15 protein-coding genes are annotated in these 16,061 nt (G+C 29.8%); 2 read left to right on the top strand and 13 right to left on the bottom strand.

Annotation, left to right across the window (positions count from 1 at the left end):
- Nucleotides 1–79 (top strand): IS3 family transposase (locus tag CLCOS_RS23215; protein ID WP_430392620.1); only part of this gene is annotated, 79 nt, incomplete at its 5' end.
- 84 nt (nt 80–163) lie between these two features.
- Here CLCOS_RS23215 and CLCOS_RS17560 read toward each other — a convergent pair.
- The 13 genes from CLCOS_RS17560 to CLCOS_RS17505 all read right to left on the bottom strand — a co-directional run bounded on the left by CLCOS_RS17560 (nt 164) and on the right by CLCOS_RS17505 (nt 15,556).
- Complete coding sequence (locus CLCOS_RS17560) at nt 164–1,249, bottom strand: Ig-like domain-containing protein (RefSeq protein WP_153042958.1); 1,086 nt, start codon at nt 1,247–1,249, stop codon at nt 164–166.
- A gap of 402 nt (nt 1,250–1,651) precedes the next feature.
- Nucleotides 1,652–3,106 (bottom strand): basic amino acid/polyamine antiporter, encoded by a 1,455-nt coding sequence (locus tag CLCOS_RS17555; RefSeq protein WP_063602360.1) that lies wholly within the window; start codon nt 3,104–3,106, stop codon nt 1,652–1,654.
- 357 nt (nt 3,107–3,463) lie between these two features.
- The gene (gene arcC, locus CLCOS_RS17550) at nt 3,464–4,414 is read right to left on the bottom strand and encodes a carbamate kinase (RefSeq protein ID WP_063602359.1); all 951 of its coding nucleotides are present in this window, start codon (nt 4,412–4,414) and stop codon (nt 3,464–3,466) included.
- A gap of 20 nt (nt 4,415–4,434) precedes the next feature.
- Entirely contained in the window at nt 4,435–5,433 is a 999-nt protein-coding gene (gene argF, locus CLCOS_RS17545; protein WP_063602358.1) for an ornithine carbamoyltransferase, read from the bottom strand.
- Nucleotides 5,434–5,952: 519 nt separating this feature from the next.
- Nucleotides 5,953–7,947, bottom strand: coding sequence for a methyl-accepting chemotaxis protein (locus CLCOS_RS17540; protein ID WP_063602357.1), 1,995 nt, complete (start codon nt 7,945–7,947; stop codon nt 5,953–5,955).
- Nucleotides 7,948–8,097: 150 nt separating this feature from the next.
- Complete coding sequence (locus CLCOS_RS17535) at nt 8,098–8,937, bottom strand: DNA-binding domain-containing protein (RefSeq protein ID WP_063602356.1); 840 nt, start codon at nt 8,935–8,937, stop codon at nt 8,098–8,100.
- Between the two features lie 81 nt (nt 8,938–9,018).
- Nucleotides 9,019–10,434 carry an amino acid permease gene (locus tag CLCOS_RS17530; RefSeq protein WP_063602355.1) on the bottom strand — a complete coding sequence of 472 codons (1,416 nt, stop codon included), beginning with the start codon at nt 10,432–10,434 and terminating at the stop codon, nt 9,019–9,021.
- A gap of 172 nt (nt 10,435–10,606) precedes the next feature.
- Nucleotides 10,607–11,446 carry a DNA-binding domain-containing protein gene (locus CLCOS_RS17525; RefSeq protein ID WP_063602354.1) on the bottom strand — a complete coding sequence of 280 codons (840 nt, stop codon included), beginning with the start codon at nt 11,444–11,446 and terminating at the stop codon, nt 10,607–10,609.
- Entirely contained in the window at nt 11,424–12,710 is a 1,287-nt protein-coding gene (locus tag CLCOS_RS17520; RefSeq protein WP_063602353.1) for an ATP-binding protein, read from the bottom strand. The genes CLCOS_RS17525 and CLCOS_RS17520 overlap by 23 nt, the downstream gene beginning before the upstream one ends.
- Nucleotides 12,711–12,968: 258 nt before the next feature.
- Nucleotides 12,969–13,145 (bottom strand): hypothetical protein, encoded by a 177-nt coding sequence (locus CLCOS_RS22560; protein ID WP_156496396.1) that lies wholly within the window; start codon nt 13,143–13,145, stop codon nt 12,969–12,971.
- 42 nt (nt 13,146–13,187) lie between these two features.
- Nucleotides 13,188–13,616 carry a hypothetical protein gene (locus tag CLCOS_RS21625; RefSeq protein WP_082853629.1) on the bottom strand — a complete coding sequence of 143 codons (429 nt, stop codon included), beginning with the start codon at nt 13,614–13,616 and terminating at the stop codon, nt 13,188–13,190.
- Between the two features lie 442 nt (nt 13,617–14,058).
- Nucleotides 14,059–14,442, bottom strand: coding sequence for a hypothetical protein (locus tag CLCOS_RS17510; protein WP_063602352.1), 384 nt, complete (start codon nt 14,440–14,442; stop codon nt 14,059–14,061).
- 559 nt (nt 14,443–15,001) lie between these two features.
- On the bottom strand, nt 15,002–15,556 hold the full coding sequence (locus CLCOS_RS17505) for a flavodoxin family protein (RefSeq protein ID WP_063602351.1): 555 nt from the start codon (nt 15,554–15,556) through the stop codon (nt 15,002–15,004).
- A gap of 148 nt (nt 15,557–15,704) precedes the next feature.
- On the opposite strand from CLCOS_RS17505, the gene CLCOS_RS17500 reads away from it, so the two are divergent.
- Nucleotides 15,705–16,025: a winged helix-turn-helix transcriptional regulator gene (locus CLCOS_RS17500; RefSeq protein ID WP_063602350.1), complete on the top strand. Its 321-nt coding sequence runs from the start codon at nt 15,705–15,707 to the stop codon at nt 16,023–16,025.
- Nucleotides 16,026–16,061: the final 36 nt, after the last annotated feature.

The following is a 16,061-nucleotide window of genomic DNA, read 5'->3' as shown; positions in this document are numbered from 1 at the left end:
CAATTTCTATAATACTAAGAGACTACAAAAAAGATTAAACGGCCTAACCCCAATGGAATTTAGGGCTTTATCCGTTTAAATAACTTTTATTATTTCCACTGTCTACTTGACAGGGTGCAGTTCATTTGAGAATAACACGGTGCTTTAGCAAACTATTTATTATTTACTTAGTTTGAGGCGGAACGTCTCCTCCTTGATCTAAATAATCATATCCATTTGGGAGTACTCTAAACCTCCAATAATGCTTTCCCACAGTTTGGGTACAGCCATTATAGTAATAGCCTTTAGCATTCCAAGTTTCAATTAATGTAATAATATATGTTGGTTTATCTGATTCATCTACTTTTGTTTCAAGTTCTACTGGTATACTTTTATTTTCAACATTAACAGATGTTTTAATCTTAGTTGCTGATTGAGGAAATTGTAAATTACCAACTTTTCCTGAAATTTCACTTGGATCTGAGAACAATATAGATAAAGCATCTCTTGCATTATAATCAATTCTTGTGCACCTATGTCCATCTTTATCACTAAATTCTAAAATGACTCCATATGAACTGCTAACTCCAGGTATTTGATATATATATCCCCCATCACTGGTTTGTCCAATTTTCTGCCCATTTATTGGTCCACATCTGCCATCTACAGCATATACTTGTTTATTCCACACAACTTTACAAGGAATACATGTATGGCTATGGTTAGGAATTGTATCTGATTCAGGATCATACCATCCACCTGTAACACTTTTCTTCCATTCTTTTAATTGTTTCGTATCATTAGGTCTAGATGGATAGCCATAATGTGTAAGCTCTTTATCCGAAGCTGTAAATGGATTCCAATCTGTTGGAGGTAAATGGGCAAGTATATCTTCCTGACTTTGAGTTGAAAAAACTTTAGTAACCGCCTCTAAAGCTGCGCTTCCCTCCAATGACTTAACATTCTTGTTTATAGTTATTTTATAAACCTCACTAGGTGTATATTGGCCTTTAGGAGTTACTGTAACTGTTTTGCAATCATTATTCAAGCTTAAAATAGTATCAATCATTTTTCCGCTAGCATCTGTTATAGTTATGTTATTATATAATGTTTTATCATCGATTTTTTCATTAAAGTTTATATTCCATATCTTATTAATAGATACACCATTTTGTTGAGGCAGTTCCTTTGCATAAGCACAAGTATATGCACAAAATGGAAGCATCAGCATAAATAAAGATGCAATTGTAATTGTTTTTAAATTACTCATCACTAATATACTTCCTTTCACGAAATTTAACTATATATGAAAATTATAGCATACAATTCATCTTCATGCTTTCATCAACTTAATTATTATAAAGCATTTTTAATATCATATTATTCAATTTTCAACTTATATCCATTTCTATATTAAATACTTTCCCTTTGCGGGTGTTATAAACCTGATTTCTGATTCTTTATCTTTTACTTCTTTCTCTATGTCCTTGAAATTTAACTTTAGTTCACCTAAAATTGTATCATTCATACTAAAGCCCCTTTCTATTTTTATTTTTATAGATTCAATTATAAAAAGATTTTAGCATGAAGAAAGGCCTACCAGCATGGAATCTGCTGGCGGCCTTTCCTTTTTTTCTGTCTAAAAACATTTTACTTACTTTCTATTTTTTAACTAAATCATAATTTTCCCTGCAACTATCATATATACACTTATAACTGCAAGAATTACTAGAATTGTTACTACACTTTTTTCTACGTTTGTAAAAGCAATTGTATTTCCCTCTTTTCTAGCTTTATAAAAAACTAAAATTCCACCTGAAAATAATATAGTAAGAAGAAGCATATAACTTAAGCCTGCTGCATATATAAGCCAAACTGCATATATAACTGACAATCCTGATATAGCCATATCTCTAATTCTTGTATTATCACCTACAGTATATGTCTCCTTAGTGATAGTTAATTTTAGAGCATACAATGCACTGAAAAAATATGGTACTAATACGGCAGAACTTGCAATAGCGTATAGTATCTGATACGAACTTTTAGAAAAGAAAGCCCATATTAAAAAAACTTGAGTTACTATATTTGTAACCAAAAGAGCATTTTTAGGTGCTCCATTTGCATTTTCTTCTGTAAAAAACTTTGGAAATGCTTTACCTTTGCCTGCAGAATATGACAATTCTGAACATATCAAAGTCCATCCAAGAAATGCACCTAATAATGATATTATTAAACCTGCATTTACTACTATAGCACCCGATTTACCAACCATATATTCTAGAGCATACGCCATAGAAGGGCTCTTTAATCCAGCCAATTGAGCTTGTTTCATTGTACCAAGTGCCAATAATGATACTAAAACATAAATAATAAGTACTCCTAGTAATCCTACTATAGTGGCTTTACTGATATCCTTTCTTACTTTTGCTTGCTTTGAAAATACAACTGCACTTTCTATACCAATAAATGCCCACAAGGTTATAAGCATTGTACCCTTTACCTGTGTCAATACACTTCCAAGATTAGTGCTCATATTTCCCCAAAAATCCAAGTTGAATATATTAACTTTAAACATAATTATTGATACTATTATAAATACAAATATAGGTATAAGTTTTCCAATAGTAGTTAAAACGTTTACCCATGCAGCTGTTTTTACACCTTTTAATATAAGCGCATTAACACCCCATATTAATATGGATTCACCTATTAGTGCAGGTAAATTGTTTCCATTTCCAAATACGGGAAAGAAATATCCTATTGTACAGAAAAGCATAACCAAATATGAAACATCACCTAACATCGAGCTAACCCAGTGTCCCCAAGCACAATTAAACCCTGTATATTCCCCGAAACCTTCTTTAGCATAGCTGTATATACCGCAGTCCAAATCTGGTTTTCGCTGAGATAAATTTTGAAATACATAACCAAGTGTAAACATTCCAACTCCAGTAATAATCCATGCTATAATAATTGCACCTGGGCTTGCTACCTTTGCCATATCTGCTGGAAAAGAAAAAGCTCCACCACCAATTATAGAACCAATTACTAATCCAATTAAAGGTACAAGTCCTAATTTTCCTTCTCCTTGGTTTTGTACACTACCTTCTATACTACTTTGCATACTAACACTCCTCCTTATAAACATCAATAATCTTCTGTAAAACTAAGTAAGCGTTAACTTTGTAACTTTCATATAAAAATTTCTACATTTGATACTTCTTTTTGAATAAAATATGCGGTAACTTTATATCTAGAAATCCTTTTCATTTATAAAATTACTGCCAGATAAATTATATATGGCAGTAATTTTATAATCTAACATTTCCTTATATCAACTTTACTTTATTAGTAAATTTCCTATGTTATATAGATATTTACTAATAAGATAATAAATATAATTTTGTTAAATATTCATTATGCTATACAAACACTACAGCATATAATATATTTTTAATTAAATTGCATTTGTTCGTTAAAATTATACTGTTATTGTTGTACCAGTCAAACCCATTATGGATTCTTTAGCTTTTTCAAGTGAAGTAATGACTGCTATTCTTCCTAGTTTTGATTGTACAAAAGATAATGCAGCTTTAACTTTTGGAAGCATGGAACCTGGTGCAAAATGTCCTTCCTCAATATATTTTTCAGCTTCATCTACTGTCATTTTTAAAATATTTTTCTGATTTGGTTTACCAAAATTAATTGATACTTGTTCTACTGCAGTTAAAATAACTAATTTATCTGCATTGAGCAATTCTGCAATTTTTTCTGAAGCAAAATCTTTATCAATTACTGCAGGAACTCCTTCAAGATCTCCATTTCCCTTATCAACTACAGGGATGCCGCCACCACCTACAGTGATAACAACATGTCCAGCATTAACTAGAGTTTTAATTACAGGTTCTTCGATCACAGTTTTAGGAAGTGGTGAAGGAACTACTCTCCTCCATCCTCTGTTTGCATCTTCTTTCATAACATATCCTTTTTCATCCATAAGTTTTTTCGCTTGTTCTTCTGTAAAAAATGACCCTACAGGTTTAGTTGGATTTTTGAAAGCTGGATCGTTTTCATCTACTACAACTTGAGTAATTACTGTAGCAATTTCCTTACTTAATCCTCTTTTTTTCATTTCTTCTTTTATTGCCTGCTGAAGCTGATATCCTATATATCCCTGGCTCATTGCGCCGCATTCTGGGAAAGGCATAATTGGATTTTTTTCATTTACTGCTGCAGCTGTTTCATATGCAGCAACTAACTGCCCAACCTGAGGTCCATTTCCGTGTGCTATTACTACTTCATGACCTTCTTCAATAAGGTCAACAATTGGTTTTGCCGTTTCTATACATGTTTTTAGTTGTGTTTCCGCTGATTTGTCATTAGGATTAGCCTGCAGTGCATTTCCACCTAATGCTACTACTATTTTTGACATATTTTACTTCTCCCTTCTAACTAATCTCCAAGTGTAGCAACCATAACTGCTTTTATAGTATGCATTCTGTTTTCTGCTTCATCAAATACTACTGAATGCTTTCCTTCAAATACTTCATCTGTAACTTCCATTTCATTTAAGCCAAATTTATCATGTATCTGTTTTCCCACTTTAGTTTTTAAATCATGGAAAGAAGGGAGACAATGTTCAAATATTACCTTTTCATTTCCTGTCTTCTCTATCATTTCTTTATTTATCTGATATGGCTTCAGAAGTTTTATTCTCTTTTCCCATACTTCATCAGGTTCTCCCATAGATACCCATACATCCGTATAAAGAACGTCTGCGCCTTTTACACCTTCATCAATATTATCGGTTACTGTGATCTTTGCTCCTGTTTCCTTTGCTACATTTTTGCATTTAGTTAACAATTCTTCTGATGGAAATAATTCTTTAGGACTAACTATTCTAAAATCCATACCCATTTTTGATGCACCAATCATAAGTGCATTTGCTACGTTGTTTCTTCCATCTCCTGCATATACAAACACCATCTTGTTATATGGTTTATTCAAATGTTCTTTTGCAGTAAGGAAATCTGCCAATACTTGAGTAGGATGATCAGCATCTGTAAGGCCATTCCATACTGGGACTCCTGAATATTTAGCCAAATCTTCAACTGTTTCCTGTGCAAATCCTCTATATTCTATACCATCAAACATTCTTCCAAGTACTCTTGCAGTATCTGCTGCTGACTCTTTCTTTCCCATTTGGCTTCCAGTTGGTCCTAAATATGTTACATTTGCTCCTTGATCCTTTGCTCCAACTTCAAATGCACATCTTGTCCTAGTTGAATCCTTTTCAAACAATAGAACTATATTCTTTCCTTTAAGTTTTTGCTGCTCCGTTCCAGCATACTTTGCCCTCTTCAGATCTTTAGCAAGATCAAGCATAAAATTTATTTCCTTTGTTGTAAAATCCATTAGTGTTAAAAAATTTCTGTTTCTTAAATTGTACATTTAACTACCTCCTATAATGATTATGATTTATTCTAGAATGTAAGTTTCAAAATAAATCAAGATAATTCAAAAAGTTCTTAAAATAAATTTTTAAAATTTACTATCTTCAATACAGTACTTGCACAGAATGATTTACACATAAAAAAATGAATAGCTTAAATCATTAAAACAATATGTAAAAGGTTGTTTCTATAGAAATTACCATAACTTAATCATATTATTAAATATTTGCCTCTACTTGAACTGATGAACATATATGAATTAGATATAATAATCATATATACGAGATAATAAGGATAGAATATAGAGTTGATACTATATGACTTGTACTAGAAAAATTAAGATGATTAAAATATATTATAAGACTATAAAATGAGGAAAAGTAGATACAAATATTTACTTTCAATAATTATTTGTTTAAAGAGAGGAGAATACATAAAATAATTTACACACCTTTTTTCCTTAATCCCTGGTGTATGTAGGATTTTTCACGTACACCAGAAATTATTAAAAGTTTGTTTAAATTTTAAACTTAGAAATTTGAGCTTTCAATTTATTAGCACAATCACTTGCTTTAATTACTTCATCTAATACATAATCTGACTTATTATTAATTTCAAGTACTCTATCGGAAATATTTGATATTTCACTTGTACCTTCACTTGCTGACTGTGCTACATTATCTATAGTTTTTAACACATCACTAATAGATGCTAAAAGTTCCTCTGATGTAGAACTAAAATCTACTACTAAACTCTCTACAAATTTAGCATCTTTACTATATTCTTCTGATACTGTAAGCATTGATTTGTAGTCCTTATTTACATCCTTCTCCATGAACTCTAAAAGTCCGCTGGAATTTTGTGAGAGATTATTTACCGCTTCAATTACTTTATTGGTTATACTTTGTATTTCAGAAGCTGCATCTTTTGATTGTCCTGCAAGGTTTGTAATTTCTTCAGCTACTACTGAAAACCCCTTTCCTGCTTCTCCAGCTCTTGCAGCTTCAATAGTTGCATTTAATGCCAAAAGGCCTGTTTGCTCTGTTATTTGCATGATAGTATCTGAAAGCACATTTATTTGTTTGGCTACGCTGGACTTTTTTATAGCAATTTCAAGTTCCTTTTTTGTACTTAAAAACATTTGATAGCTTTTTTCCTGAGATGTTTGTACACTTTTTTTAGTTTTATCTGCTCTTTCATTTATTTCTTCGGCCTGTAGTGCACCTGTCTGTGATTTTTTTGCTATAGACTGAGCAGCACTACCTATTTCCTGTGATGTAGCTGACATTTCTTCAGCAGATGCTGTTGTCTTTTCCATACCTGCAGATAATTCCTCTGTACTTGAAGATACTTTTTTTACATTTTCATTCAAATTTGACATTTTATCTTTTATAGTGTTTACTACATTTTCTATTGTACGTGATTCTTCTAGTATAGCTCCTATTAATTCTATAAGTGAACTTTTCATTGAAATTGTAGCATTAGCAAGTTGTCCTATTTCATCTTTTCTTCCTAATAAATAATCACAGCTAGTATCAGAAGTTAAATCAAAGTTGGAAGTTTTCTTTACTAACTTTGTTAGAGATATTATTGGATTCCCAATTTTACCTCCAATATATAAGGAAAGTAAGATTGAAAGCACTAACATTATAATTATTACCAAAATAAATCCTAACAATAATGAATGAAGTGGTTTTTCCAATTCATTTTTAGGTACTACAACACCAACAAGCCAATTACAACAGTTAACCTTAGAAGTAACAAAATATTTTTCTTTACCATCAAAATCCTTTAATAGAGTTATATTATTGTTTAATATCTTAGAAAATTTTCCATTCATAATTTTATTAACATTTTTATTTTCATTTTTTGTAGGTTGAAAATCTTTATTGGGATGCATTATAAAATCATTTTTATTATCTAATAAAAATGTATAACTATTATTGACGGGTTTTACTTTATCTAGCATGTTTTTAATTGTATTTAATTTAAAGTCACAACTTACAACACCGATTATTTCACCATTTTTTACAATAGGTTCAGATATAGAAACTGTCATTTTTTTTGTAAGTTCATCTAAATAGGGTTCAGAATAAACTAATTTATTTTTTTGGACAGCATCTTTATACCAATACCTTTGAGTACAATCAAAATCTTTATCAGGTATCCACCCAGTTCCATCTAAATATCTTTTGTCTTTAAACCCTAGATATATTCCCCCTGTATTAGAATTGTCTCTTGTTTTTTCTTGCAGGTATGTTAAAATTTTTTTATTATCATTTGTGTCCATTTGTTGAATACAATCTCCAATTTCTTTGATTACTTTTCCCTGCTCGCCAATCCATTCGTTAGTTATTTCAGAATATTTATCTGATTCTGCAATAATTTTGGTTTTGGATTCCTTCATTATTAAATCATAAGAAATAAAATAACTTACTGAAGCTAATATTATTAAACTTAATATGCATAGAGATGAAATAACTAATATTATATTGTGTTTGATACTTCTCATAAATTGCACTCCTCGTATAATAAGTTTATAACTAGTTAAAGATTTGCTATAGACTTATTTATTTTTTATATTTCCATATAGATTAAAGAATCTATTTTATTTTTCTAGTGGTGATTCTTCCAACAAGCAAGATTTATTAATAAGAATAATTTATTTATCCTGACATTTAAATATAAGGCCTTCAAAAAATTTATTTATAGAAACCTTTCCTCCTATTTTCCTTTTATGATTTATATAATCCATTTCAGCTTTTACATTGGTAAAATCAAAAAGTGCATTTGCATATGTATGAAAAGTATCATCAGCATAATCTTCTATACCCATATTAGCTGTATTAGTAAGTCCTACTTTTATTGCCCTTCTTATCCTTTGCTTTACAACCTGGGCATTATCTCCTAAATAGTTTTTCAAATCATCTAAATTGCATTCTACAAAATTTCTATTATTCTTCATAAGATATAAACTTATCTTGACTATATCATTTGTACCTTTTTCTCCGAGCATACCAAGCATACCTAGAATATGCTTTACTTTGACCAGATTTTCATTTTCAGTTTTGTCAACCTTTTTACTTTTATTTGAAGTTTTAAGCATTTTCTTTATATTAGACAGCATATTCTCCATTTCTACCCTTTCTGCCACTTTTGAAATTACTTTTTTAACCTCAATCTTATTTATTGGCTTATTTATAAAAAATTCTATTCCTGCTTCATAAGACTCTGCTCTTAAATCACTATCTAATACTTGAGATATCATAATAAAACAAATGCTTGAATCCAAGCTTTTAAGTTTTCTTACAAGAACATTTCCATCCATTTCAGGCATAAGAAGATCTGCAAGTACAATATCAGGTTTAAGTAAAAGTATGTCATTAAAAGCATCTTCACTATTGCATGAACTTCCTACAACTTCAAAATTAACATCTTCTTCTATTATCATAGTTAATATTCTAACTATGCTTATATCATCATCTACAACATAAAATCTCATCCTGATCACCTTCTATCCCATGTTCTTTTATTTTTATAGTAAACCCTGTGTCTTTTTTTCTTTTGAAACAATTGATATAAATTAACTTGCCCTCTCAATATCCCTCTTCCTATTTTTATTAGAAAATAGTACATATCCTATATACAAAATCAAAGCTGTAGGAACACCAGTATAAATAGCCATTCTTTCAGTAGCGTCAATTATCATTGCTATTATTACTACTACATACAGTATAATTGCTGCAATCGGAGTAATTGGATAAAATGGTGTTTTGTATTTTAAATCTTCAACCTTATTTCCTTCTGATATAAAACGTTTTCTAAAACGCATTTGACATATGCAATCGATTGTGTAAATAAATACATCAATACTAGCAAGTAAAGATATAAGAAAAAGATAAACTGTATCTGCTGCTATAAAACTTGAAACGATCGCAAATGATGCAAATGCCAAAGAAATAATAAGTGCATATATTGGAACCTTTTTTTTATTTGTTTTAGCTAGTATTTTAGGAGCTTGATCATGTTTTGCAAGTGACCAGAGTGTTCTTATACTTGCATATAAAAAAGAATTGGCTGATGATAAGGCTGAAGTTATAACAATTATATTAACTAAAAGTGAAGCTGAAGTAATTCCTGCACTTTTAAACATATACGCAAACGGGCTTCCTGCAAGATTTGCCTGTCTCCATGGAAGTACACATCCAATTAAGAAAATACATGTAACATAACATAAAGTTATTAAAATTATAAATCCTCTTATGGCCTTCGGCATTTCTACCTCAGGATTTTTACTCTCACCAGCTGCAGTTGCAATAAGATCAGAACCACCAAATGCAAAAATAGCAGATAACATCGATGCTAATATTGCATTAAATCCATTAGGAAAGGCACCACCATCAGAAATAAAATTTGTAAATCCAATAGTTTTTCCTCCTATAATACCTGTAATTATTCCAATTCCAGTTATAACAAATAATATTACAGCTATTACTTTAATACTCGCAAACCAAAATTGAGTTTCTCCAAAATTTCCAGATGGAAGAATATTAAGAACTGCTAACAATATAGTAAACAATAATATCCAAATTATGGGATTAATATTTGGAAAGATATTTTTCATTATAATAGATGAGGCAACTATTTGTGCAGTAACTGTAACTGCACAGCTTATCCATTTCATAAAACCAGCCGTAAATCCCATTGCAGGACTAATAAATTCTGTTGCATATGCTTGTACATTTCCTGAAACAGGCATTGCTACTGCAAGCTCTCCAAGACAAGACATCATTAAATACATTATCAATGCTCCAATTATATATGCCGCTACAGCACCTCCTGGGCCGGCTTTATTGATAACGTTTCCAGAAGCTAAAAAAATACCCGTTCCTATTGTTGCACCAACTGTATACATTTGAATATGTCTGCTTGCCATACTTCTTTCAAGACCTTTTGACTTATCAAGTACCTCTTCTATATCGTTTTCATTTGCATCCATATTATTTCCTCCTTAATTTAATTTATAAACCATCAAAAATAAACCGTTTTCTCAAATGTCACAATTAATCATATTTTATGATAAAATGTAAGTTTCAAAATAAATCAAAATAATTCAAAAAAGTTCTCAAAATAAAATTTTAAGAACTTTTAATTTAATACTATGCTATTTTTTATTCATCCTGGCATTTAAGTACGAGCCCTTCAAAAAACTTATTTACAGAAACTTTTCCTCCTGTTTTCCTTTTATGATTTATATAATCCATTTCAGCTTTTACATTGGTAAAATCAAAAAGTGTATTTGCATATGTATGAAAAGTATCATCAGCATAATCTTCTATACCCATATTAGCTGTATTAGTAAGTCCTACTTTTATTGCCCTTCTTATCCTTTGCTTTACAACCTGGGCATTATCTCCTAAATAGTTTTTCAAATCATCTAAATTGCATTCTACAAAATTTCTATTATTCTTCATAAGATATAAACTTATCTTGACTATATCATTTGTACCTTTTTCTCCGAGCATACCAAGCATACCTAGAATATGCTTTACTTTCACCAGATTTTCATTTTCAGTTTTGTCAACCTTTTTACTTTTATTTGAAGTTTTAAGCATTTTCTTTATATTAGACAGCATATTCTCCATTTCTACCCTTTCTGTCACTTTTGAAATTACTTTTTTAACCTCAATCTTATTTATTGGCTTATTTATAAAAAATTCTATTCCTGCTTCATAAGACTCTGCTCTTAAATCACTATCTAATACTTGAGATATCATAATAAAACAAATGCTTGAATCCAAGCTTTTAAGTTTTCTTACAAGAACATTTCCATCCATTTCAGGCATAAGAAGATCTACAAGTACAATATCAGGTTTAAGTAAAAATATGTCACTAAAAGCATCTTCACTATTGCATGAACTTCCTACAACTTCAAAATTAACATCTTCTTCTATTATCATAGTTAATATTCTAACTATACTTATATCATCATCTACAACATAAAATCTCATCCTGATCACCTTCTATCTTGTCCTCTTTTATTTTTATAGTAAATTCTGTGCCCTTTTTTTCTTCTGAAACAACTGATATTGAGCCCTTAAAAATATCAGTTACAATTCCATTTACATGAGTAAGACCTATTCCTCTGCATATATCTCCGGTTTCTTTATTAAATTTCGTTGAAAATCCAGGATTAAAAACATAAGCTAAATCCTTCTTTTTTATTCCTGATCCATTATCTGACACTACAAAAATGCATTCACCTTGTCTTTTACTAATAACAATTCTTATATATCCATTTTTTCTCTTTTCCATAGATTCAATACTATTGTAAATTAAGTTTCTTATAATTGAAACTAGATAATAATGTTTCTCTACACTGAAATTATCATATATTTTAAAATCTAAGTATACATTTAACTTATTTCTTCTTATATGTTCTTTTACATCTGCTTCAATAATATCCATAATATCCTTAATGTTTATCTTAACATTATCATATTTCTTATCAAATATTTCTTCTAAACCTTTTATAACACTTGCATAATCTTTCTTTATTTCATGAACATCCTTTGCCACATCTAAAGACGCATTTTGAAATTCAACTGGATAATTATTTTCAGACAATGTTTTATAAAGACAATAAGCCTTTTTCATAACACCTTCAATATCTGCTTTATTTTTATTCATAAAATATACTTCACTTTTAATTTTTGAAGTAATAAGTATAAGCTTTCTGTATCTTTCTTCATGCTCTTCCCTTATAAGCAAAGAGCTATAATATTTATACACCAATATTACACATACTGCAATTATAGATCTTACAAAAGCTATAATTGCTAAATCCTGAAATATAATATATTTATACCCTTTAAAACACATAAGTGCACTTATTTCAAAAACATTGGCAATAAAATCACTTGGGACAATTGAAACAAAGAAATTGGTCAAATTTGCATCTATCTTTTTCCAATATAAAAAGTAATATATCAATCCATATGTAAAATAGAATAGAATATCCGTAAAAACCGGACTCACTATTTGATGTAAACTAGCATTACTTATATACATCGTAAGTCCCCTATAAAGAGGTGAAGCTATTCCAACTATACCTGTTAAATATAGAGGATTAATTTCTCTATTAAAATAGAGAAGAACAGGTAGCATGATCACAGACAATGTTATCGTAAATCCCGGTACAAATAAATTAAAATATACTTGTGAACTAAGTGCAATACATGCAGCGACAAGGAAAATAGTTTTTATTTTTTTCATAGTATCCTTCCTTTTTTATTTTTATTATCTTACATGACTAGTATTACATTCGTTTTACCTTTTGTGTTCATCTTTATTTTAGCAGTACCTTCTATTTAACATATCTATAATTTCTTGGCCTCTTATACCTTTTCCTTCTTCTATCAATTCATCAAAATACTTGTCCTTCATTTTTTATTTTCTCACCTTCCTCATAAAAAATTATACCATGTAATTATCGTCGTATTATTTTAATACTATATGTAAATAGTATAGCTTTTATAGTATACTGTCTGGCACAGTTTTTATTACCAAGTTTTCAAACTCTCTTTTAAATTTTCCATATTGACTCTCAAGGCATACAACTACTAATTTAAATTTATCTGTTTTATTATACCTATTTATCATCTGGCTCTGCTTTACCTTTACTATTTTCTCTCCATAATTAGTTACCAAAATAACAACCTATCCCTCTTTTGTTGTATAGTCAGCATATGCCTAATCATGGGAATCATAGTCATCATAAAGATATTCCATAACCTTTTCTTCTATATTTTCACTGCCTATCTTTTTAATTAAGTCAAAACCAAGATCTTGCCACGGAATTATAAGCTGCTCTTTTACATTCAAGGACACAAGACTTTCGTTATACAGATCCATAACCGCTTTATCTTCAGCTAAAAATATTACCCGTTCTATCTTTCCTCCTTGTGCCTTACTTATTATTTCTTCTCTAATTTTCTGTATATATCTCTTTTTTAGACTTACGGCTTTATTTATATATTTTGTATCAGCTAACTTTTTCCTCCTACGTACAGGATATTGAACTGCACTTCCATATATTTTATCTATTGTTTTATTATTTAGAATTCCATATTCACCTATCTTTTTAAGAAGATATTCATCTCGCCTTTGAATCCTAATCATAAGTAATCCCTTCCCATCCTTTTACTAATACAATTTTCTATTTTATCATTGAGCTGCATCCTTTTTAAACATCATTTTATATATTAAAAATACCTTAAATGTAATTTATCAATAAAAATCAATTAAGTGCCTTAAAGCATTCTTTTTTTAATCTTGAAAGTCAAGAAACTGCAAAGGTTTGAGGTGTTTTTTGTATACCTTTTTGAGGCTAAATAATGCCCTTTTTAATAAACTCAGGTATGTTATTATCTCCAAATATATACAACTCCATGTGTGGATATTTTCTTAATCGTTACATCTTTAATAATTAGTTCTTATAAAAGCCTTTATATTACTGAATTAAAGGTACTAAAGGTACGTTACACTATTCTGTTACGATTTCATTGTAACTATACTAGTAACGGCTGCAATATCAGTTAATCACAGCCGTTACAAATTATATTTAATGTCTAACTTTAGATTTTAGCTCTGCAAGTTCTGCAATCTTATGATATCCAAGTGCATTTCCCATTTGAGAATCTTTAGCCAGCTCTAATTTTAGAGATTCTGAAACAACTTTCAAGTAATCAAACATGTCTATACTTCCTCCACCAGATGCAAAAACTGCATTAAAATACAAGATTATATCTGTCCATTTCTTTGTAATCTCATTAAGTACTTTTTCAGCCCTATCCCTTTTTATGTCTTTAATATCTTGTGAAAAATCAAGCTGCTCTCTGTTAAAATACACTTTTCCTGTTTGAATTAGTCTCAACAAATTACTGTAAATATTGTCAGCTACACCTTTTGTATATTTATATCCTAAATCTAATCCTATCTTATACATATCCAGCCTCCTAAAATATATTTTCTCTTTTTCAAATTTCTGAAATAATATGAATTGAATTTACCAGTATATCTTCCTGCATGAAATTGGGGAAAGATATATATTGTCTAAAATCCTTGTAAATGGGATGGTCTTCTTTCAAATTTACTATATACTGAAGGGCATTATTTGCCATTTCAATATCATATTTTTCAACCTATACCTTTACTTTAATACTTTTTTTCTTTGTTTCTCGTAATTCTTAAAAAACTATTAGTAAACTAGCAATCACATATACTTTCTTTTGATGTTTCATCTTCTGGATACTTTAGAATCCAATCCATCTTTCCGTAACAATGTGGTCTATCCATCACTTTCATTCCTTCCTAAAATATTTGAAATGCGACATAAAAACACTGTAAGATTCAATTTGAATCTTACAGTGTTTTTATAAATCGTTCGTATTTTTAGTTGTTACGTTAAATAAGAAGATTGTGTTTTAACCATGTAAATGTTTATTACAATTAGAATCCAATACAATCTATCATTATGTTTATTTGATAAGTGATATATTAGGAATTTATCCAACCAAATTTTCTCCATCTTTAAATGCTCTTAAAGATAACTCATCAAACACTGCTAAATCAGGATTATCGCTAGTTCCGCAGTAATGAATACTATCCTCTAATTTCCAACCTAATTCTTCTAACATATCATTAGCAAATTTAACGCCTTCTGCTCCTATTTTAGGATCTGAGCTTCCTTGAGTGAATATGGTTATTAGCTTTTTACCTGGATGTCTCGGTATAAAATTATCTCCAAGCATTGGGAATGTACGATCAAACCAAACTTTTGCTTGACCTGTAATTTTATAATAATAAATTGGCGAACCAAATACAATAGCATCTGCTTCCTTAATAGCCTCATACATTGGTTGAAGATAATCATTAACAGCACAACCATCATGAGTACGGCAATAAAAGCATCCTTGACATCCACGGATTCCAGGATCATTTAAATCAAATTCAATAACCTCAGTACCTTTAGATTTAGCTCCTTTTGCTACTTGTTCTAATAATTTTGTAGTATATCCATTCTTTCTTGGACTACCTTTGAAAATAACTACCTTTGACATTTCAAATCTCTCCTTCTAAATGAAAAATTTTCTTAAATCAACTCAATTATCTATTGACTAACTTTATTATATTAAGTATCATATGAATGAACAAGTACGCAAAAAATATTTAGTTACTAATATTTATATAAGTAATGGAGGTCGCTTTATGGAAGATTGTTATGTTAAGTACGCTATGGATGTTATAGGTGGCAAATGGAAACTCTTAATCATTTGGACTATGTCTCAAAATGGAGTTATTAGATTTAATGAACTACAGAGGAAAGTTGATGGCATATCCAGTCTGATGCTCTCAAAAAACTTAAAAGAACTTGAAGAAGATTGTCTTATTATTCGTCGTCAATACAATGAAATTCCACCAAGAGTAGAATATGAATTATCAGAACTTAGTAAAAAACTCATAGCTGTTTTACACTCTCTCGGTGAATGGGGGTATGAAGTTCATAAATATAAAAAAACATCTGTCTAACACATTGATATGCTCCCTTTATGGTAGACAGTTAAA

Source organism: Clostridium coskatii, assembly GCF_001675205.1.
GTDB classification, from domain to species: domain Bacteria; phylum Bacillota; class Clostridia; order Clostridiales; family Clostridiaceae; genus Clostridium_B; species Clostridium_B ljungdahlii.
Note: the sequence above shows the minus strand (reverse complement) of the source record. Positions and strands in the feature narration are given on the sequence as shown.

Excerpts from the sequence above, each read along its gene's own strand:
- CLCOS_RS17560 (WP_153042958.1), bottom strand. The coding sequence starts at position 1,249 with ATGAGTAATTTAAAAACAATTACAATTGCATCTTTATTTATGCTGATG.
- CLCOS_RS17555 (WP_063602360.1), bottom strand. The coding sequence starts at position 3,106 with ATGCAAAGTAGTATAGAAGGTAGTGTACAAAACCAAGGAGAAGGAAAA.
- arcC (WP_063602359.1), bottom strand. The coding sequence starts at position 4,414 with ATGTCAAAAATAGTAGTAGCATTAGGTGGAAATGCACTGCAGGCTAAT.
- argF (WP_063602358.1), bottom strand. The coding sequence starts at position 5,433 with ATGTACAATTTAAGAAACAGAAATTTTTTAACACTAATGGATTTTACA.
- CLCOS_RS17540 (WP_063602357.1), bottom strand. The coding sequence starts at position 7,947 with ATGAGAAGTATCAAACACAATATAATATTAGTTATTTCATCTCTATGC.
- CLCOS_RS17535 (WP_063602356.1), bottom strand. The coding sequence starts at position 8,937 with ATGAGATTTTATGTTGTAGATGATGATATAAGCATAGTTAGAATATTA.
- CLCOS_RS17530 (WP_063602355.1), bottom strand. The coding sequence starts at position 10,434 with ATGGATGCAAATGAAAACGATATAGAAGAGGTACTTGATAAGTCAAAA.
- CLCOS_RS17525 (WP_063602354.1), bottom strand. The coding sequence starts at position 11,446 with ATGAGATTTTATGTTGTAGATGATGATATAAGTATAGTTAGAATATTA.
- CLCOS_RS17520 (WP_063602353.1), bottom strand. The coding sequence starts at position 12,710 with ATGAAAAAAATAAAAACTATTTTCCTTGTCGCTGCATGTATTGCACTT.
- CLCOS_RS21625 (WP_082853629.1), bottom strand. The coding sequence starts at position 13,616 with ATGATTAGGATTCAAAGGCGAGATGAATATCTTCTTAAAAAGATAGGT.
- CLCOS_RS17510 (WP_063602352.1), bottom strand. The coding sequence starts at position 14,442 with ATGTATAAGATAGGATTAGATTTAGGATATAAATATACAAAAGGTGTA.
- CLCOS_RS17505 (WP_063602351.1), bottom strand. The coding sequence starts at position 15,556 with ATGTCAAAGGTAGTTATTTTCAAAGGTAGTCCAAGAAAGAATGGATAT.
- CLCOS_RS17500 (WP_063602350.1), top strand. The coding sequence starts at position 15,705 with ATGGAAGATTGTTATGTTAAGTACGCTATGGATGTTATAGGTGGCAAA.